Annotated in this window: 18 protein-coding genes and 1 pseudogene; 5 read left to right on the plus strand and 14 right to left on the minus strand. The window is 57.3% G+C overall.

Going from position 1 to position 18,172, the window contains the following annotated elements:
• Positions 1-26 precede the first annotated feature (26 nt).
• The 7 genes from ACR0CA_RS19710 to ACR0CA_RS19740 form a co-directional block, all read right to left on the minus strand.
• Positions 27-1,334, minus strand: a complete 1,308-nt coding sequence (locus ACR0CA_RS19710; protein ID WP_480900858.1) for a TfuA-like protein — start codon at positions 1,332-1,334, stop codon at positions 27-29.
• The gene (locus tag ACR0CA_RS19715) at positions 1,331-2,536 is read right to left on the minus strand and encodes a YcaO-like family protein (protein ID WP_480900860.1); all 1,206 of its coding nucleotides are present in this window, start codon (positions 2,534-2,536) and stop codon (positions 1,331-1,333) included. The genes ACR0CA_RS19710 and ACR0CA_RS19715 overlap by 4 nt, the downstream gene beginning before the upstream one ends.
• An 85-nt stretch (positions 2,537-2,621) precedes the next feature.
• Positions 2,622-3,614 (minus strand): aldose epimerase family protein, encoded by a 993-nt coding sequence (locus ACR0CA_RS19720; protein WP_480900862.1) that lies wholly within the window; start codon positions 3,612-3,614, stop codon positions 2,622-2,624.
• Between the two features lie 30 nt (positions 3,615-3,644).
• Entirely contained in the window at positions 3,645-5,864 is a 2,220-nt protein-coding gene (locus ACR0CA_RS19725; RefSeq protein WP_480900864.1) for a hybrid sensor histidine kinase/response regulator, read from the minus strand.
• Positions 5,857-7,035: an FIST N-terminal domain-containing protein gene (locus ACR0CA_RS19730; RefSeq protein ID WP_480900866.1), complete on the minus strand. Its 1,179-nt coding sequence runs from the start codon at positions 7,033-7,035 to the stop codon at positions 5,857-5,859. Before ACR0CA_RS19730 ends, ACR0CA_RS19725 begins: the two co-directional genes overlap by 8 nt.
• Before the next feature lie 44 nt (positions 7,036-7,079).
• Positions 7,080-7,763 (minus strand): response regulator, encoded by a 684-nt coding sequence (locus ACR0CA_RS19735; RefSeq protein ID WP_170775722.1) that lies wholly within the window; start codon positions 7,761-7,763, stop codon positions 7,080-7,082.
• A 136-nt stretch (positions 7,764-7,899) separates the two neighbouring features.
• Positions 7,900-9,666, minus strand: coding sequence for a PQQ-dependent methanol/ethanol family dehydrogenase (locus ACR0CA_RS19740; protein ID WP_170775724.1), 1,767 nt, complete (start codon positions 9,664-9,666; stop codon positions 7,900-7,902).
• A gap of 174 nt (positions 9,667-9,840) precedes the next feature.
• On the opposite strand from ACR0CA_RS19740, the gene ACR0CA_RS19745 reads away from it, so the two are divergent.
• Positions 9,841-10,395, plus strand: a complete 555-nt coding sequence (locus tag ACR0CA_RS19745; protein ID WP_480900869.1) for a hypothetical protein — start codon at positions 9,841-9,843, stop codon at positions 10,393-10,395.
• A 2-nt stretch (positions 10,396-10,397) separates the two neighbouring features.
• Here the strand turns inward: ACR0CA_RS19745 and ACR0CA_RS19750 are convergent, their stop codons facing one another.
• The 7 genes from ACR0CA_RS19750 to ACR0CA_RS19780 form a co-directional block, all read right to left on the minus strand.
• Complete coding sequence (locus ACR0CA_RS19750; protein ID WP_480900871.1) at positions 10,398-10,793, minus strand: c-type cytochrome; 396 nt, start codon at positions 10,791-10,793, stop codon at positions 10,398-10,400.
• A gap of 123 nt (positions 10,794-10,916) precedes the next feature.
• Positions 10,917-11,456 carry an SEL1-like repeat protein gene (locus ACR0CA_RS19755; RefSeq protein WP_174819528.1) on the minus strand — a complete coding sequence of 180 codons (540 nt, stop codon included), beginning with the start codon at positions 11,454-11,456 and terminating at the stop codon, positions 10,917-10,919.
• A gap of 75 nt (positions 11,457-11,531) precedes the next feature.
• On the minus strand, positions 11,532-12,323 hold the full coding sequence (locus tag ACR0CA_RS19760) for an ABC transporter permease (protein WP_170775731.1): 792 nt from the start codon (positions 12,321-12,323) through the stop codon (positions 11,532-11,534).
• Entirely contained in the window at positions 12,320-13,039 is a 720-nt protein-coding gene (locus tag ACR0CA_RS19765) for an ABC transporter ATP-binding protein (RefSeq protein WP_480900874.1), read from the minus strand. The genes ACR0CA_RS19760 and ACR0CA_RS19765 overlap by 4 nt, the downstream gene beginning before the upstream one ends.
• A complete protein-coding gene (locus tag ACR0CA_RS19770; RefSeq protein WP_480900876.1) occupies positions 13,036-13,482 on the minus strand; it encodes a hypothetical protein in 447 nt (148 codons plus the stop codon). The genes ACR0CA_RS19765 and ACR0CA_RS19770 overlap by 4 nt, the downstream gene beginning before the upstream one ends.
• A gap of 24 nt (positions 13,483-13,506) precedes the next feature.
• Complete coding sequence (locus tag ACR0CA_RS19775; RefSeq protein ID WP_480860929.1) at positions 13,507-14,469, minus strand: YVTN family beta-propeller repeat protein; 963 nt, start codon at positions 14,467-14,469, stop codon at positions 13,507-13,509.
• A gap of 5 nt (positions 14,470-14,474) precedes the next feature.
• The gene (locus ACR0CA_RS19780) at positions 14,475-15,641 is read right to left on the minus strand and encodes an ABC transporter substrate-binding protein (RefSeq protein WP_480900878.1); all 1,167 of its coding nucleotides are present in this window, start codon (positions 15,639-15,641) and stop codon (positions 14,475-14,477) included.
• Between the two features lie 158 nt (positions 15,642-15,799).
• Between ACR0CA_RS19780 and pedF the strand changes: the two genes are divergently transcribed.
• From pedF to ACR0CA_RS19800, 4 genes and pseudogenes are all read left to right on the plus strand, one after another.
• Positions 15,800-16,480, plus strand: a complete 681-nt coding sequence (gene pedF, locus ACR0CA_RS19785; protein ID WP_170791700.1) for a cytochrome c-550 PedF — start codon at positions 15,800-15,802, stop codon at positions 16,478-16,480.
• A gap of 18 nt (positions 16,481-16,498) precedes the next feature.
• Complete coding sequence (locus ACR0CA_RS19790) at positions 16,499-17,395, plus strand: substrate-binding periplasmic protein (RefSeq protein ID WP_480506045.1); 897 nt, start codon at positions 16,499-16,501, stop codon at positions 17,393-17,395.
• A gap of 71 nt (positions 17,396-17,466) precedes the next feature.
• Positions 17,467-18,045, plus strand: a complete 579-nt coding sequence (locus tag ACR0CA_RS19795) for an SRPBCC family protein (RefSeq protein WP_480900881.1) — start codon at positions 17,467-17,469, stop codon at positions 18,043-18,045.
• Between the two features lie 24 nt (positions 18,046-18,069).
• Positions 18,070-18,172, plus strand: a pseudogene (locus tag ACR0CA_RS19800) ((2Fe-2S)-binding protein); the annotation flags it as partial.

The following is an 18,172-nucleotide window of genomic DNA, read 5'->3' on the forward strand; positions in this document are numbered from 1 at the left end:
TGCCCTCCCGTGCCCGTCCGGCGCCCCTATTCGTGATTGGAGTCGTCCGTTGTGACGGCTTTTTGGCAATACAAATACTCTGTTTCTATAAGCTCATAAAACGCATCCCGCCCGGACAAACCAAGCGACCTTGCATAGGATTCAAGATCATCGGGCACCTCTTGGTCAAGATGTGTTTCAAAATACCACAGCACCATGCGCAAACGGTCCGATCCAGTCGTGAGGGGCGCGGTCGCTTGCAACTCTGCTTTCGCAGTAGCTCGGTCCCGAAGTTGGGAATAGATCCCCGCACGGCGCAACTCGTTCAAGAGCGGGGCTTCAATATCCGCGCCTCGGTCTTGCGATACGGCTGACAGACGGGCCGCGTCGGCCAGCATGTCTTCATAGGTGTTTGGGCTCAGGTCGTTCGCGTCCAGCCAGCGCATCAGGTCTGCGTGGCGGGTTAGGTTGGCACGATCCCGGTGCGCTGTCATTTGTTGAACCAGCGCGTCGCGGTCTGGCGTTTGGCCGCGTCTGTGCGCCTCATCCCGTGCCAACACATGCAGCAGGGCGCGATCTCTCACTTCGGCAAAAAGCGCGGGTTGCAGACGCAATTCGTTTATTACGGCGGGGTCGGAGGGTGTTTCGGCCTCAACGCGGCGGCGCAGAGAATTCCACATCAAGGTCCGTTCTGTTCTGTGTGAATGACTTGTGTCATCCCCAATACCTTGGGCCATTTGGACGAGCATGGCGAGGGCATCCTCTGCTTTGGCATCTACATAACCGTTGGGCAACCAAGCCATGAAGCTGGTGATCTCAGAGCCGCTCGTTAACGCCTTTACGATACCCTCCCACTGGCGTTTCTTGTACTGGGTCTCCTTGGACACGCGCAAAAGAGTTTGGGCACCTTCGTCTGACAAAACACCCTGAGCCCGCGCGCGTTCCACAGTGGTCCGGATCGAAACCATTGGCACGCTGAGAGACGGATAGCCCAGTTCGGCAGGTCCATGCAGAACCGCCACTTCATCATCATCCTGCAATACGCCTGAATGGTAGTCGTCAAAGATGCGCCCGACGCCAATCATTCCGAAATCGGCCAGTTCGGCGGCGCGTAGCGCGCCCATGCTGGCGCTGCCATAGACGGGAATACCCTGTTCCATCGCCCACAGGATTTCTTTGTGCCAAACCGAGGGCACCCCTTCGAAATACCCGTCAATTATCCCGATCGCACTGGGTTTATCGCGGGTGACACGATAGACGTCACCCTGCCGGACGGGCGGCAGAACCGTGGCGTCCAAATGCGCTGCGACGGCCTTGGCCGACAGGGTCGGACCTGCAAAGACCACGGCAGTCACGTGTGCTGCTCCTGCACTCGGGCGACCCGTACGCCTGGGATGAAATCCGCGTCGTCATGCGGTGCCTCCAAACCGGGTATGACCGCGCGCACCACGCCGATGTCTATGTGCGGTTGTGACAGGTCAACGATTACCACTTGTGACATGCCTTGCCGGTCCAAACACTCCAAAAGCAGATCGCGGTCCTGTTCGAAAGATGCGCTGGCGTGGGTGGGGCAATCGGTGAAACTCTGGATCGGTTGGGCCGCGTCAATCAGGTCGCGGACGTACTGGCATCGTTCGGATTGCGCTTGATCGGTGAATTCGGCAGGATCAAGATCGTCACGCGCGCCCGAGATATAGGTCAGACGGGTCTGAGCGGCCTCGGTCAAAGCGCGCAACAAGGCGATGGAGCGGTCCACATGGCAGCCATCCCCGATCCCGATATGGCCGGGCTGACCCCCGGCCTCGGCAATCACGCAACGAAAACAGGCGATGCCGATATCCGAGGTGGTCTGCCATATCCCGCAATCCAGACCGGCGGCGTCAATCATGGCCATCGCGCTGCGGCATCTGGGATCATCGACCGTGTCCGGATCAACCCGAACCTGCGGTGTTTGATGATGCCACAGGGTTGTGGCATCCCGCTCGATCAACTCACAAATCGCGTGGCAACTGGCCTCGGTGACATTGTTGCCGGAGGCCAGCCCGTTGGTTGTTCGGGGGAAGGCCCCCTGGCTGGCGCTTGGGGCGGCGGTGTAGTCTGTGTCCACCATCTCAAGCGGGACCCAGCAGGCTTGGTTGGCATTCAGATCACATCCCTGAACCCACAGCATCGCCGCATGAGGGTCAAATTGTCCGCCGGTCACACGGGGCAGGCGGGTCACATCGACAACCGCCTCATCGGCCACAAGATCGGAATACCGCGCCAGCCGCTGGGGCAGGTGGACACGTTCGGCGTGCCAGGACTCGATCGCCTCCATCACGCCCGAGGCCTGTGCCGCGCTCAGTGACAGCCCCTTGCCCAAAGACACCGCCACCGAACGAGAGTTCGGGCGCGAGACCATCACGGTTGGCAATCCGATCCAATCCAGCCCGGTCAGGTTTGCAACGCGCGTGATGCCCATGTCTTTGAGATGGGGTTTGACGATCTCCAGCGTTTGTTCGGGGTCTCGCAAACGATGCGTATCAAGAACATATTGTTTTTGTGAAACACCGGGCATCAGGGGACCTTAACCAATTCAATTCGAAACAGACAACGAAGCGGAAACCAATTTCGGATCAGGATGATAGAGGATCGTCGTTGGGTCAACTGTGACGGTCGGACAGGCGGCTAAACATATACTGAGATTGGTGGTGATATTCTTGCCCGTCCATGAAGACGACGCTGGGGAAGGAAGGGTTGTTGATCGCGTCCGGCCAGCCTTGCGGCTCTAGTGCTAGGCCGCTGCGTGTAGAATAGGGCGCGCCGAAAACGGTTGGCAGATCCGCGCTGTCTAGAAAGTCACCGGAATAGATCTGAAGCCCCGGTTCGGTTGAATGCAGGTCCAAAGCGACACCAGACCGAAGCCCGTGCAGTTGGGCGATATGTTTTAGTCTAATACGTTCGCGCGCTATGCAAAAATTATGGTCTAACCGAGCGTCTCCGACGGGCCGGAGTGTTTGAAAGTCGTAAGGCGTGTTGCGGACAGGTTCGACCGAACCCAAGGGGATCAGTTCGTCATCGACCGGCAAATAGTCTTGTGCCCGGACACGCAACAGATGGTCCCCGATATCCCCGTCGCCATTCAGGTTGAAATACCAATGCGGCGTGAAATTGCAGATCGTGTCGCCCGTTGCTATGGCCCGGATGTCCAAGTTCAACGTCGCGGGTGACGTAATGGAATAGTGAGCTTTGACGGACAAAGCGCCCCCAAAACCCATGTCTCCCTCAGGTATTTCCAGTTCGAAAGACACCGCATTCTCTGTCTGGTTGGTCCGCCGCCAGTTCTGTCGGGCAGCGCCTTTACTTCCGCCATGAAGGCAATGTTTGCCCAGAAAATTGCGTTCCACTGAATAGGTTTTTCCATTCAGAGCGTATTGCCCGTTGGATATCCGGTTTGCGCAGCGCCCAACAATGCAACCAAGATATGGGTCATTACGCAGATATTCGCTCGGCGCTTTCCAACCTAAAACCAAGGGGTGGTCGATGCCGTCCAGACGTAAATCAATCAGCGAGGCACCAATCGAACCGAGGGTCGCTGTCAGTGTCCCGTTGGAGATTTGAACAACAGCTCGCTTGTTGGCTTCATGGGGGATCATAAATTTAACATAATATGTCTTACAGGTAATCTATTCTGGTTCCATTTTCTTCAACAAGGTCTCTAAAACAGATTTCAACCGTTGGACGTCGATCGGTTTATGCAACAAAGGGACACCTGCGCGTTTGCAATATCCGGTCAGTTCAGAAGATCTGTTGGCCGAAATGATACAGGCTGGCAGGTTACCGAATTCGTGCCGTAAAGCTACGACCGCATCCGTTCCCTTTTTACCGTGGTCCAGTTGATAGTCGGCAATGACGATGTCGGGCACAATTTCAATCTCGCGCAGCAGGCCAACTGCTTGTTCCTCGCTGCTGCACTCCAGAACTTGGATGCCCCAGGATTCCATCGTCATGGTCAGTGCAGAGCGCAGGTTCTCGTCATTTTCGATCAACAAAGCCACAGTGCTGGTTAGTGTCACCGAGTCATCGACCTGTTGCAGTACATGGCCATGCGGTTTTAGAGGTGCGGTATCCGCCAAAGGAACCTCAACCGAGAACATCGTTCCCAGCCCCAGCTCGGATCGTAACTGAATGGGGTGATCCAACAGTCCGCAGGCGCGCTCGACTATGGCGAGCCCCAGGCCCATCCCCTCGGCTGCGCTGGCATCGGAATGGAGCCGTTGGAACTCCTGAAAGACGATCTCTTGCTGGTCGGATGCGATTCCGACGCCTGTGTCCCAGACCTCGATCCGAACCGAGCCCTGCTGTTTACGCAATCCAACTAGAACCTTGCCTGCATCTGTGTAGCGGATCGCGTTGGACAGCAGGTTTTGCAGGATGCGCCGCAGGTAGCTTGCGTCACTGCGGATCAAAGCGTTGCTATGTACGAACCGCAATTCAAGCCCTTTGGCTTGGGCGACAGGACGAAACGAGTCTTCGAGCTGAGACAGCAGATTGCTAATTGAAAAGGTGGTCTGGTGCACCGTGGCACGACCGGAATCCAGTTTCGAGATATCCAGAAGCGCCTCGAGGATATGCTCGACACTGTTGAGCGCGCTTTCGGCTTTTCCGGCCACGTTACGTGCGTCGTTTTCGTTTAACCCGCTGCCCAATGTGGCGACATAGAGTTTGGCAGCTGAAAGCGGTTGCAGCAGATCGTGGCTCGCTGCAGCAACAAAACGTGATTTTGAAGAATTAGCGCGCTCAGCCGCTTTCAAGGCGTGGGCCAATTCCCCGGTTCGCGCGGCGACGCGGTGCTCTAGCAGGGTCTTGGCTTCGTGCAGGGCTTGCGCCGACTGGTGCTCGGCCGTGACATCGGTAAAGGAAATCACGAACCCCCGATCCGGCATTTCTTGCGCGAACACGGAAAGGATCTTGAACCGCCCGCTGCGCATCTGAAACTTCAGCGGTGCCCGTTCCGCAGTTCGATTGACCCAATCCAGCAGATCGGCATCGCTGACGCCGCCTTCAAACCGGATGGTCGCGCTAAGGCGGTCGAATACGGTTTTGAACTGGACGCCCATCTGAAACTGCGCATTTGGGATGGCCAGCAGTTCACTGGCGCGATTGTTCCATCCGATCAGGCGCAATTTGCTGTCGAAGATGCAAACGCCTTGGTCGATATGTTCCAGCGTGGCGCGGATCAGGCGGGCCTTGTCGTCAAGGATACGGTCCCTCTCTTGCCGTTCGATGCGCATGATATCGGTGACGTCAGTTTGCAGGATGACCGTGCCGCCATCGGGGGTCCGATGTTCCGAAACCTGCGTCCACCGATTGCCGTTAAGCCGGACGTTAAACACCACATGATCGTCCGTATGACGGGACATACGCCGTTTGGCCCAATCTTGTGGCGTAAGCGTTTCGGGCAGGGACAGGAACCTGGATTGACTGACAAGCTCGACATATTCGGTAAAGCTGAGACCCGGCACCAATTGCGCCTGAATATCGGGCATGTGCATCCCGAAGCGGCTGTTGCATAGCACCAGCTCTTCTTCGAGGTTGAACAGTGCAAACCCTTCTTGAACCGTCTCGATTGCGTTGGCGAGGTCGGCGCGCGCGGCCTCGGTTTCCTGATTGGCCTGTGCAAGCTGCGCGTTCGACTCGTTGAGCAATTGCAGCGCGCGTTCCAGATCCAGCGTGCGGGCGCGAACTTCTTGTTCCAGCACGGCGGCGCGCTGGAATTGCGCATAGGCCGCCCCGCTGGCATCGGTCGATTCCTCGACCCGGCGCATCAGGGCTTCGGCAATCTTCAGCAGTTTCTGGTTTTGGCGTTCTAGAGGGTCATGCGGGTCGATCAGCGATTCAATCATGGCCGTCATCCTCGGGTGGATAGATCGCGACCCCGGTCAAAGTCTGATTGACATGGATCGAGTTGAATTGCTCGCCATAGGTGGAGAAGCCGACCACGTTGTTCTCCGACATGATCTGCGACAACGCGCCCGTCATTTGTTTTTGCTGGGCTTCTAATCGGCGCAGGATACAGTCGCAGCCCAATATCGTATCCGGATGCGCGGATTGGGTCAGAGCACCGATTTCGCGCTCTAGATGGGTGATCATGTCCATCGGTTCGGCCAATGTCAGAACCAGACCTTCATCGATGGCCGAGAAAAAGACCAAATCCCCGTTACCGGCAACGCGTTGAATGGCGCGAACATGATGTTGGCCGCCAATTTGAACGACGACTGGATGAGCCGCAAAGGTAAACGTATCCAGCTGTTCGGGGTCTTTTCCCAATATTCGTGCATATTCACGCGCCGCCGGTTCGGCGTTGATCTCACGCACGATGCGGTTGGTTGGGTCCGCGTCCGTCACGACCATGCGTTGGGCCGTTGGCACAAGATGGTCAGTCTTAAAGACTTTGATTGGACAGCGTGTGCGTACCTGAGTCAGGATCGCAGCATTCTCATGTGCCAGACCCTGATGCAGAACAAAGGTGTTGCCGAACCGGGTTCCGTCGCCCGCCGATCCGCCAAACAGCGGCACAGGCCCCAGCCCTAGCGCCAATTCCGAGGTCAGAATGTCCTCTTTCGTTGACAAACCGTCGATCAGCAAAAAGGTAAACTCATGCTGCCAATCTGGTTGGATATCCGTCATTTCTGCTCGGTTGCGGATCATCTCGTGGATGATATTGGGGGCTGAGAAATCATCTAGATCCGGCACCAAGATCGTGCGCGTTTCAAAATGGGTTGCGGGCAGGCCTATGGCGACGATCTGGTCTTCGGTATAACCGTCCCCCGCCAACTCACCGGCCGTCGTGCATCCAACAACTGGAACGGGTGAGAACTTCTTGGCCGCTTGCGCAATGATATGCGCAGCATCCGCGCTGCCACTCACAAAAAGAATGATCAGTGTCAGATTGTCTGACTCCAGTGCGCTGCCAAGTTGTGCGACGGCGTCTTGCACGCCACAGCCAACAAATGCAGTTTTCACGATGCCTGGCGCACGGGTTTGGGCCTCTGCCCACCCGACTGCTTGGTCCATCGGGCCTCCTCCCTAAAGCGCGACGAGAGTCGAACGTAATACGGTTAGCCCTGTTCTTGCAAGACGCTGGCGAACGAGGCTTTATTGGCGATCAGAACGGCCTGTGTCCGGCTTTGAACCCCCAGTTTCCGCATGATTGCAGTCACATGGGCTTTTACGGTCGTCTCTGCGATGGACAGGTCATACGCAATCTGCTTGTTCAGTTTGCCCTCGCAGATCAATTGCAGGATACGGGATTGCTGATTGGTCAAGGTGGCCAGCCGCCCAACTGCATCGCTTTGTTCGTCATCTTGTTCTTCGTCGATCAGCACGCATCCTTCGGGCAGGAATACACCACCGGAATGGACCGTTTCAAAGGCCGTACGGAACACATCGCGCTGGCTGTGCTTTGGGACGTAGCCTGAGGCTCCCCCGTGGATGACTTGGCTGATGACCCGATTGTCCGTCATAGAGGACACAACGATCACAGGTGCTTTGGCCGCCGCTTTCAAGCGCACCAGACCGTCCAACCCATCCACGTCAGGCAGGTTCAGGTCAAGCATAACCGCGTCCGGTTTCAGACCTTCGGCAATCATGGTCAGAGCGTCTTCCAGCCGGTCGGCGGTGTGGATCTCGCCAATATGTGCAACGCTTTGCAGCGTCATCGAAAGCGCATCACAAAACAGTGGGTGATCATCGACGATCAGGACGTTTTCGAAATCATTTTGCCCTTGAGGGTTTGCAAGCATGGGTCTTGGCCTTTGCAATGGGTTGCCCAATTTAACCAAGCGTAGCAAGGGAATGGAATGCCGCAAACTGGCGAAAAGTCGTATAAGAAAACGCGCGCCCGTTTGGGGCGCGCGCTTGGATCGAAAGACCCTTGTATCAGTTTGCCGAGGCCAGCTCTTTCGGCAGACGGAAGGTCCACAAAGTGCCACCCTGGTTCAGGTAGTTGACCTTTTTGGCCACTTCACCACCCCAAAGCGGAACCGCGCCGCCCCAGCCCGAGATGACCGAGACATATTGCTCGCCATCCTGTTCCCAAGTTACAGGCTGACCGACGATGCCCGAACCGGTCTGGAACGACCATAGCTTTTCGCCGGTTTCATCATCCAAAGCAATGAACTCGCCCTCGGGTGTGCCGAAGAACACCAGACCACCAGCAGTGGTCATCACGCCCGACCAAAGCGGCGCGTCGTTCTTGTATTCCCACTTCCATTCGCCGGTATCCGGGTCAATGGCCTTGAGCGAGCCGATATGGTCTTCGTAGTTCGGCTTGATGGTAAAGCCCGCGCCCAGATAGGCGGCACCTTTCTTGTAGGTGATCGGCTCGTTCCAGATATCCATGCCCCATTCGTTGGAAGGCACATAGAAATTGCCGGTTTTCTGCGAAAACGCCATCGGCATCCAGTTCTTGCCACCCAGGAACGAGGGCGAAGCAAAGATCACTTCACCTTTCTTACCATCGGCTGCCGCTGCAGGATCACCGGGGCGGTTATCTTCGACAAAGATCGGACGACCGGTTTCATCCACCCCGGAGGACCATGTGATATCCTTGACGAAGGGCGTGGCAGATACGAACCCGCCATCTTCACGGTTCAGCACATAGAAGTACCCGTTGCGGTCGGCGGTTGCATAGCGCTGATTGCCCTCGCGGTCGGTATAGGCGACGACTTCGTTTACGCCGTCATAATCCCAGCCTTCGCGCGGCGTGGTCTGGAAGTGCCACTTGATGTCGCCAGTTTTGGGGTCGATCCCGATGCGGCTGGCGGCATAGAGGTTGTCGCCCTTGTTGCCTTCGGTCGGGGTCCCTGCATTGCGCAACCAGCTGTTCCAGGGGGCCGGGTTGCCCGCGCCGAAGACCAACGTGTCGGTGTCGGCATCGTACGAGCCGCCCAGCCACGTCGCGCCGCCGCCGGTTTTCCACATGTCGCCAGGCCAGGTTGCGTTCAGCTCACCTGTCATGGTGCTTTCTTCGCCGTTCAGCGTGCCCATATGGCCTTCGATCACCGGCCGTTCCCAGACTAGGTCGCCGGTATTGACGTCCCGCGCCTGAACCGCGCCAACGATGCCGAACTCACCACCCGAATTGCCGGTGATCACCAGCCCGTCGACGATCAGTGGAGCCGCTGTATAGGAATAGCCCGCTTTGTAGTCGGCGATCTTGTCGCGCCAGACAACATCGCCCGTGTCCTTGTTCAGCGCCACGATCCGTGCGTCCAGCGTGCCAAAGATGACCATGTCGCCATAGATGGCCGCGCCACGGTTGACCACGTCACAGCAGGGCAGAATGCCTTCGGGCAGACGCGCGTCGTATTGCCAGACTTCTTTACCGGTCTTCAGATCAATCGCATAGAGGCGCGAGTAGGATCCGGTGATATACATCATACCGTCATAGATCAGCGGCTGGGTTTCCTGACCGCGCTGCTTTTCGCCGCCAAGGCTGAAAGCCCAGGCTGGCAGCAGGTTATCGACGTTGTCCTTGTTCAGCATGTCCAGCGGGCTGTAGCGCTGCAAGTGCCGCCCCATGCCATTGGTCACGATCTGCGTGGTGATCGTTTGGTCGTTCGCCAGATCGTCTTCGGTAACTTCTGCATAGGCCGCGCCCGTTGCAATCACACTTGCAACTGCCGCCATGATAAACCGGCTCATCGGTGTCCTCCCTAGACTTATGTCTTTCCTCCGTGCCGAATCTCCGACACGTCGGGATTGTTGGCGAGAGTATTATTCGCGGGAGAGTCCTTCGGTGAAATTGCACAATGGTCGTAGGGCTTGAGCGGACGATTTCAACTAGTGTGACCCAACTTTTTCTGAAGGGAGGATACAATGCGACGGCTTTTTTCAAGCATTGTGCTGCTTGGCCTTGCTTCGGCCCTACCTTCGGTGGCCAAACCGTTAACCGGGCAGAAAGAGATTTTTCTCGTTGATGATGCTGGGCATAGAATACTGATAGGGTACGTAAAATTCTCGCAAAATGGCGAGACAACGATCTACGATCTCGAATTCAATGACGAGGTGTTTTCCGAACATTTCTTGTCAATGCGCCCGTTTAAGTGCTTGGAAGGCCCGGACAAACACTGGTGCCATGTCCCCTACCCCTACGAGTTGCAGCGGTATGTTTCCGCAGAGGATCTGACCGATCTGGAATATGATCTTTTGTTCATCCATAAGGGAGCGACCGAATACGGTATCAACATGTGGAACGGCATCTACTACCGCTTGAACGCGGACGGCGACCATCTTGTTGGGCAATTGCACGAAATGGACATGGACGTGTTGTCTGCACCGCCCGAGGCCGGGAACCTCAGACCGATAAAGCATGATGACATCCACGAATCCGACCCTGACAGCCACTGGTTGCCAGGTATCGTGATTGAATAGGGTTATTGCGCGGAAAGGCTGCTCAGGTAAGCCAGAATAAAATCCTGAATCGTTCGGTCTTCGATACCCACATGGCGCATCTTGGTGCCGGGCATGAAACCGTCATTGTCCTCCATCCATGCGCGCAGTGCTGCGGGCGTCCAGACGATACTGGAACCTGCAAGCGCGTCTGAATAGTCATAGCCGTCAACGGTTCCTGCCTTGCGCCCTACGATCCCTTCCAACTGAGGCCCATAGCTTGGATCCGTGGCATCCGGCGCGTGACAACGTCGACATTCCGAGAAAAACAGATCTTCACCGGCGTCAACCTTGATGCGGTCGAAGGTGGATTGAGCCAGCGCGGGTGGGGCCGAGATGGCGTAAGCGACGAGGCCAAGTGACAAGGCGAGGTGTTTCATAGGGTCCTCCAAACGTTTTTCGAATGATACGAATTCCGCTGGGGGCAAGGGCTTGACGTACATCAAGAAACTGAAGGCGCACCCTCATCCTTTGGTCGTAGAAATGTGGGGATATTGCGCTTTTCAGAACAGGGGCGCGTATTTCCATTCATCCGCGTCGGGTGTGACTTCGTTCGGATCATAGCCCGATTCTTGCAGCCGTTTGGCGATTTTCAGCCCTTCCCGCGCGGCTTCATCGACATAGGCGCGTCCCAGTTCCTGATTCTGCGCCACACCGTGCCCGCGCAGCAGGTTGAGGCCATAATTGAACTTTCCAACCGGATCGCCCAGATCGGCGGCGCGTTTGTCCCATGCGGCGGCTGCGTCCGGGTCATAGGGACCCGCTAGACCGTTATTGTCCAACTGACCCATCCATGTCATGGCTCCGGTATAGCCCGCCTCGGCGCAGGTTCTGAACAAAGTACGCGCCAGATCATGCCGCCCTGACTTGGTCATGTAGTAGCCCGACGCGCAGGTGGTCATGTCGGTGATACCGTTGTCGATATTGCTCATGACCTTGCCCCATCCTGTGTCCTGCGGGTTGAGCGTGCCGAACTCATCCTCGACCGTTTGGGCCGAGGCGGCGGACGCTATGAACAGGGACAGTGCAGCGATACGGATCATGGTCGAGCCCTCTGGTTTTGGGGTAGTCTACCTCAACACTCGCGCGATTTCACGTCTGCCATGGTCGTAGAGGCTCTACCCGCGGGGTTTCTTCACTCCCCGCGCCGGATCATATCCCCAAAGCGCAAGTCCCAGGAAAATAAACCCGGCCAGAATCGTCCATCCGAGGGCTGCGGCGTTGAATTGCCCGTAGAGCGCAAAACGGATCAACTCGACCGCGTGGGTGAAAGGGTTGAACGCGCAGATATCGCGCAACAGGGCCGAGCTTTCGGCCATCTTCCACAGCGGGTAAAGCGCCGAGGACAGGAAGAACATTGGGAAGATGACAAAGTTCATAACCCCCGCGAAATTTTCAAGCTGCTTGATGGCCGAGGACAGCGCCAACCCCAACGCGCCGAGCATCAGCCCCGCCACGATCAGTGCCGGGAACACCAGCAGATAACCAATGATTGGCATATCGATGCCGTAAACCGCGGCGACCGCAAGAAAGGTATAGACCTGCAGGATCGAGATCGTCGTGCTGGCCAGCAAGCGGCAAAACAAAAGCCACCAGCGGGGCAAAGGGCTGGTCAGCAGCAAGCGCATGGAGCCCATCTCGCGGTCATAGACAAGACTGAGAGAGCTTTGCATCCCGTTGAACAGCATAATCATACCGCACAGGCCGGGAACGATGTAAATCTCATATGTGATATAGGTCTGATAGGGTGGCGTGATAGACAGGCCCAATGCCGCGCGAAATCCGGCGGCAAAGACAATCAGCCAGACCAGAGGACGCACCAGCGCGGCGACAAATCGGCTGCGCTGACGAACAAAACGTAGTGCCTCGCGTATCAGAATGGCGCGCAGGGCAATCAGCGCGCCGGTCATGCCGTGGCCCCTGTCATGGACAGAAAGACGTGTTGCAAAGGTTGTCCGCTGGTCAGGTCGCTGCACAGTTCCTGTTTCAGCAGCTTGCCACGGTGAAGGATGGCGACGTGGTCATCCGGCTCGATCTCGTCGGTCAAATGCGTCGCCCAGAGCACGGTCAGCCCGTCCTGCTGCGACAGCGCATGGACATGCTGCGTGATGGCTTTTCGGGCGGCCGCATCTAGTCCAACCGTTGGCTCGTCCAGCAGAAGAACCGAAGGGGAATGGACTAGGCTGCGTGCAATCTCCAGCCTTCGACGGTGCCCGCCATTCAGGTCGCGGGTGCGTTCGGCCGCGCGTTCGGCCATGTCCAGCCGGTCAAGCGCGGCTGAGATCCGCGTTTCGGCATCGCGCCCCGCCAACCCGTGCAAAGCGGCGAAATAACTGAGGTTGCGGTGCACCGTCAGATCCAGGTCCAACGTAGGTTGTTGAAACACCACGCCAATCTGAGCCAGCGCCTGACGGGGCTGTTTTGAGATGTCGAACCCTGCAACCTCGATCACGCCCTGCGCCGTGGTAAACAACCGTGTCAGAAGAGAAAACAGGGTCGACTTCCCTGCTCCGTTCGGTCCCAGCAACGCACAAAACGCGCCCTGGGGGACATGAAAGCTCACATCATCAAGCGCGCGTTTCTCGCCATAGGCGTAGCTGACATTTCGGACTGAAAGCCCTGTCACTGAATGGTAATCTCCAGCCGCTGTGTTTCGCCGGTGCTGCCCGGCACTTTCAGATAGTAGCTGCCCGGCTTGATCGCGACAAAGCCTATTTCCATCTCACCAGCATCATCGAATTCGACCGAGTCCAGCCCCAGAGGGCGGATTTCCAGTCCTTCGACGACGATTTCATCAACCCAGATCGCGCGGAAGAATTCAGGACCAACCAAAGCCAGTTCCTGACTGCCATCGCCCTGAATCTCGAACTCGTAATACATGCCGGATTTCAGCACCCACGAGGCCTCGGCCAGAGGCACACCGGCGGACAGAGTGATCGGCGGCAGGTCTTCTTTGTTCTTCGCCGACAAAATTCCGGCCAGACCAAATCCGTCATCGTCATCATCGGCCAAAGCCGCAGCTGGCAAAGCCATAGCCATCATCGCGGCCACGCATATCACTTGCTTCATCTCTTAAGTCTCCTCGAAATTCTTTCAGTTGGTCGGACGGAAGGCCGCGCCCCAGGGGAAGCGTCCGACCTTGATTGTCTTGATGGGTTCGCGTTTCGCCACGTCGATCACGGTCACATCGCCGGATACGCCGTTTGTGGTGAACAGCAGCGATTTGTCGGCGTTGAAATCCATGTGCCAGACGCGACGCCCCACAAGGATGTAGTCTTCAACCTCATAGGTTTCGGCATTCACGGCCGCCACATGGTTCGACGGTCCCAGCGCGACAAAGGCGGTCTCATCCCCGTTGGACAGTTCAAACCCCACGGGTTGCACCCGGTCGGGGTGGACACCTTCGACCTCGAACTCGATCTTGGCCTTTTCGGTCTGTGTTTCCACGTCGAACACCGTGATGGTACCGCCGATTTCCGAGCTGACCCAAAGCTCGGTCCCATCCTTCAGGAATTCCGCGTGGCGCGGGCGGGAATCGACCAGAGTGTTGGCGAACAGCTCTTGCGTTTCGGTGTCGATCCAATGAGCCATGTTGGTGGTCTCGGACGTGGTGATGGCGATCTTGCCATCGGGGGACACAGCCATCCCTTCGGGCTCAATCCCGACGTCGATCTGAGCAATTACGGTGCGCGATTCCGTATCGACTACGGTGGTGATCGCGTCGTCTTCGTTAGCGATATAAAGATGGCGATCATTGGGGTGCAGCACAAATTGCTCGGGGTCCTCGCCCGAGGGCAGATCGTGTAGGATCTCGCCCGTTTCCGGGTCCATCACCTGCACCGCGTCGCTGTCCGAGGCGCAGATATACAGCACCGAGAAATCCTTGGAAAAGGTGATCCCGCGTGGGCGTTCGCCGGTTTCTATCGTACGGATCACCTCGAGCGTCTGGATGTCGATCACGCTCAGCGTGTCGTCCTTTTCATTGCTGATCCACATTTCGTCCGCGGCCGCCGGTGCGCAGAGGGCGGTCGCCGCCAGAAGTGCTGTCAATCTCATCCCAGTTACTCCCTGAATGCCTGACACTGGCTTTCGCCCTCGTCTAGTCCCAACGTGTCGAGTTCCGTGCGCTGGTGCAAGAACCCCTCCAGCGGCGCCATCGCAACGACGGCGCGGTCGGTGACCAATGGGATCGGTTGCCGCAACTGCCCGTTCCAGGACCGGAAATTCATCGCCCTGCCCTTGAACCCGGCCAGTTCGAAATCGTCCGACAGGATGTAGTCGAGCAAAACGGTCGGGTCACTGGATTGCGTGCGTGTCACTGCCTCGCCCAAAGTCCGGTAGGCGGCCCATGCTGCATAATCCTTTGGCATCATGCTGCGGCCGGTCTGTTCGGTGAACCGGTTTTGCATCTGGACCGCGCCCCATTGTTCCACCACACGCGACCACGTTACAGGTTGCAGTCCGTCGGACCCTGCCACGGGGCGGGCCTGCCATGTGTTGAATTCGATATACCGGCCGAAATCGTCCAATTCATCGGCGACCAGCAGGATGTCATAGTCACCGAATTCCTGTGTAAACAGCGGCACCTCTTGGGCGGCGTTGCGGCGCAGGTCGGCGTCGAATTCCCATGTCTTTTCGGCGCTCAGCTCCAGACGGAATTTTTCCAGCGAACGTTTGAGAGACTGTGCAAAGGCCTGATCACCGGGATGGACGCCGGTGATCATCACCAACTCGTCCCAGCGGCGTTTGACCAGAAATTGAACCAGCGCATCGGTGCGCATCATGTTCGACGGCAAAGTATGCAGCAGATTGGCGCGGCAATTCTGGTCTCGCACATCCAGATCAGACGCGGATGCGTTGAACAGAATAGCGTTCGCCGTCTCAGGCAGGTCAGCAACGTCCAGCTGCGCTTGTGCAGGCGCATCGAGGATCAGAAACGGGCTGTCCGCCAAAGCCTGACGGGCTGCGGTCAGCCAATCGCCACCTTCGGGAACGGATGTGACGGACAGATTGTATTTGTGCCCCAGGAATTTCGCGGTTGTCAGATTATCGGTCAAGGCCAGCTCGGCCCCTGCCACGCCCAGATCGTCCGGAATCGGATCAAGGTTGGATAAAACCGGAGGCCGCGGTACCTGCATCTGCAAATATGTGACCGAAACCTCAACCTCGGCAAAAGCTGCGACCGGCAGCAGAGCCGAAGCGATCAAGGCGCGCAAATAGGTTTTCATGTCGACGCCTCCTCCCTAGCAATTTGATAAAATCTGCTCATCCCTTTCGGGACCATTAGACCTTAGTCGCAGCTACCCCCCAATGTGCAACCAAGGTCTAATTCCATGCTGAATTCTGCTAAGCTATGACCGGGGAAAGCGTCGTAGAGGAGGATAAGATGCGTCCAGGTTTTTATAGCGTAATGCTAGGCGCCGTCATGGCTGGCGGCATGGCGCTGGCCCATGGCGATGTCGCCCCGCAGCCCGTGAATACTGACGCTCTGCCCGATGTGGGCGATGAGTGGCTGATCGAGAACCCTTACCGCGACAAGGGAGAAGAGGTCTGGCAGGCGGCGATTGAAATTGGTGATTCCGGCTATAACCAGAACTGCGCGCGATGCCATGGTTTGGGTGTTGTCTCGGGCGGGTTGGCCCCTGATCTGAGGTATCTTGAGGCCGAAGAATATGGCGATGAATGGTATGCCGAGCGGTTCCGCGAAGGTTACACTCAGAACGGGATCACCAAGATGCCCGCCTTTGGCGAGCTTTTGGGCCAGAAGGCCGCGTGGGCCATCCGCACATATATAGAAACCCGTCCCGATGACGGGGCTTTGGACGATCATTCCGACCGGCTGAAGGAGATCCGTGATCTGCTGGCCGCGATGGCCAACGGCGGCGACGGAGACGCAGCCGCGCTACAATCTGAACTCAGCGAGATTGCGGGAACGATTGAGACCGGCTCGGGCGCGCCCGTGGCCGATAGCGTCGCCCTACGCGCCGCTGTATTAATTTCGGGGGACAGCCCGAACTTTGCCGAGGCAGCGGAACAGCTGACCATCGGCTTGTCTGCCGCGCAATAGATCGGCAGAGTGGGGCACATGATCGGACGCTTTTTTGTTTTCTCCCTGTTGGCTGCGGCCCTGACCACCGGGCAAGCAATGGCCAGGTGTGAAGATCATGTGCCCCAACCCAAACCGCAAAACGCCAGCCGTGACATCGTGGGAGCCGATCTCGATACCATTATCGAGCGCGGTTATATTGAGTTCGCAGCCTATGAGGATTTCGCCCCATGGTCGTTCGAGGAAGACGGCAGGATTCAGGGCGTCGATATAGAAATCGGCAAGTTGATTGCCGAAGATCTGGGTGTCGAAGCTCGGTTCAATCTGGTCGCCGCAGGAGAAAATCTTGAAGCCGACCTGCGCAACTGGGTCTGGAAAGGCCCTTTGATCAACGGACGTGTCGCCAATGTGATGCTACACGTCCCCTATGACAGTGAATTCGCCTGTCGGGTAGAACAAGTGGTTTTCACCGGTCAGTATCACGATGAAGAAATCGCGATTGCCTATCGCAAGGATGAATACCCCGAAGACCCGCCCGTTCCGGCCTATTTCCGCTTTGATACGGTCGCGGTGGAAAATGACTCGATTGCTGATTTCTACCTGTCGGCCTTTCCGGGCGGCCAGCTTGCGCAGAATGTGCACCGCTTTCCCACAGCGGGTCTTGCTATGGAGGCCTTGGCGGCAGGTGACACCATGGCGGCCATGGGCCCACGCGCTCAGCTCGAAGCCGGTTTGACGCCCGAATTGGATCTGCACACGCCGCCCTTGCCCGGTTTTGCCGTCAGCAGCTGGACCAGTGGCGTTGCGGTTCATTTCGCCTATCGCGGCCTCAGCTATGCAGTGGACGATGCGATTTATGCAGCGCTTCAGGATGGCCGGATCGAGCAGATATTCGCCGCGCACGGCCTGACGCATGCACCGCCGAAACTGCGGTGACTACACCCAAGGTCTTATAGGCACCGGGTAGATCACCGCGTAGCTTAACCGAAAATACTGGAGGGAGTGACATGGAACTTCATGACAGCCGCGTCATTGCGGCCCCACGTTCCAAAGTCTGGGAGGCACTGCTATCGGCCGACATTCTGAAAGAATGTGTCCCCGGCTGCAAAGAAATGTCGGGAACAGCAGAAAATGGGTTTGCCGCGACAGTGGTGCAGAAGGTCGGACCCGTAAAGGCCACGTTCAAAGGTGAAGTGACCCTGTCGGACATGGTGGATCAGGAAAGCGTCAAGCTATCTGGGGAAGGCAAAGGCGGGGCCGCCGGATTTGCCAAGGGTGCAGCAGATGTCACCTTGTCGGATGCGCCCGAGGGGACGTTGCTGGCCTATAATGTCGATGCGCGCGTGGGCGGCAAGCTGGCTCAGCTAGGGGGGCGGGTCATTGATGGCGTGGCCAAGAAAATGGCCGACCAGTTCTTTGAGAATTTCCAGAATGCGGTCGAGGAAGACCCTCAGCCCGCGCCTGCCGAGGCTGCGCCCGAACCGGCAGCGGCCCCTGCTGTGTCAGAAACGTCGGCTGAGCCAGCTCAGGCAGCGCCGCCGCCGGAAGAGAAAAAAGGATGGTTCAAGCGCCTGTTCGGCGGTTGATCCGAAAATTTAAGGGAGGAAAATCTGATGAAGATTTCGATGACTGTGAACGGCGTAGCTGTGAGCGGTGAAGTTGAGGGACGGACGTTATTGTCTGGCTTTTTGCGTGATCATTTGGGGATGACGG

The sequence above is a fragment of the Ruegeria sp. F12 genome (assembly GCF_056533885.1).

Coding starts and splice junctions, on each gene's coding strand:
- ACR0CA_RS19760 (WP_170775731.1), bottom strand. CDS start 12,323: ATGACCGGCGCGCTGATTGCCCTGCGCGCCATTCTGATACGCGAGGCA.
- ACR0CA_RS19755 (WP_174819528.1), bottom strand. CDS start 11,456: ATGATCCGTATCGCTGCACTGTCCCTGTTCATAGCGTCCGCCGCCTCG.
- ACR0CA_RS19795 (WP_480900881.1), top strand. CDS start 17,467: ATGGAACTTCATGACAGCCGCGTCATTGCGGCCCCACGTTCCAAAGTC.
- ACR0CA_RS19780 (WP_480900878.1), bottom strand. CDS start 15,641: ATGAAAACCTATTTGCGCGCCTTGATCGCTTCGGCTCTGCTGCCGGTC.
- ACR0CA_RS19750 (WP_480900871.1), bottom strand. CDS start 10,793: ATGAAACACCTCGCCTTGTCACTTGGCCTCGTCGCTTACGCCATCTCG.
- ACR0CA_RS19720 (WP_480900862.1), bottom strand. CDS start 3,614: ATGATCCCCCATGAAGCCAACAAGCGAGCTGTTGTTCAAATCTCCAAC.
- ACR0CA_RS19790 (WP_480506045.1), top strand. CDS start 16,499: ATGATCGGACGCTTTTTTGTTTTCTCCCTGTTGGCTGCGGCCCTGACC.
- ACR0CA_RS19775 (WP_480860929.1), bottom strand. CDS start 14,469: ATGAGATTGACAGCACTTCTGGCGGCGACCGCCCTCTGCGCACCGGCG.
- ACR0CA_RS19745 (WP_480900869.1), top strand. CDS start 9,841: ATGCGACGGCTTTTTTCAAGCATTGTGCTGCTTGGCCTTGCTTCGGCC.
- ACR0CA_RS19770 (WP_480900876.1), bottom strand. CDS start 13,482: ATGAAGCAAGTGATATGCGTGGCCGCGATGATGGCTATGGCTTTGCCA.
- ACR0CA_RS19740 (WP_170775724.1), bottom strand. CDS start 9,666: ATGAGCCGGTTTATCATGGCGGCAGTTGCAAGTGTGATTGCAACGGGC.
- ACR0CA_RS19725 (WP_480900864.1), bottom strand. CDS start 5,864: ATGATTGAATCGCTGATCGACCCGCATGACCCTCTAGAACGCCAAAAC.
- ACR0CA_RS19730 (WP_480900866.1), bottom strand. CDS start 7,035: ATGGACCAAGCAGTCGGGTGGGCAGAGGCCCAAACCCGTGCGCCAGGC.
- ACR0CA_RS19735 (WP_170775722.1), bottom strand. CDS start 7,763: ATGCTTGCAAACCCTCAAGGGCAAAATGATTTCGAAAACGTCCTGATC.
- pedF (WP_170791700.1), top strand. CDS start 15,800: ATGCGTCCAGGTTTTTATAGCGTAATGCTAGGCGCCGTCATGGCTGGC.
- ACR0CA_RS19715 (WP_480900860.1), bottom strand. CDS start 2,536: ATGCCCGGTGTTTCACAAAAACAATATGTTCTTGATACGCATCGTTTG.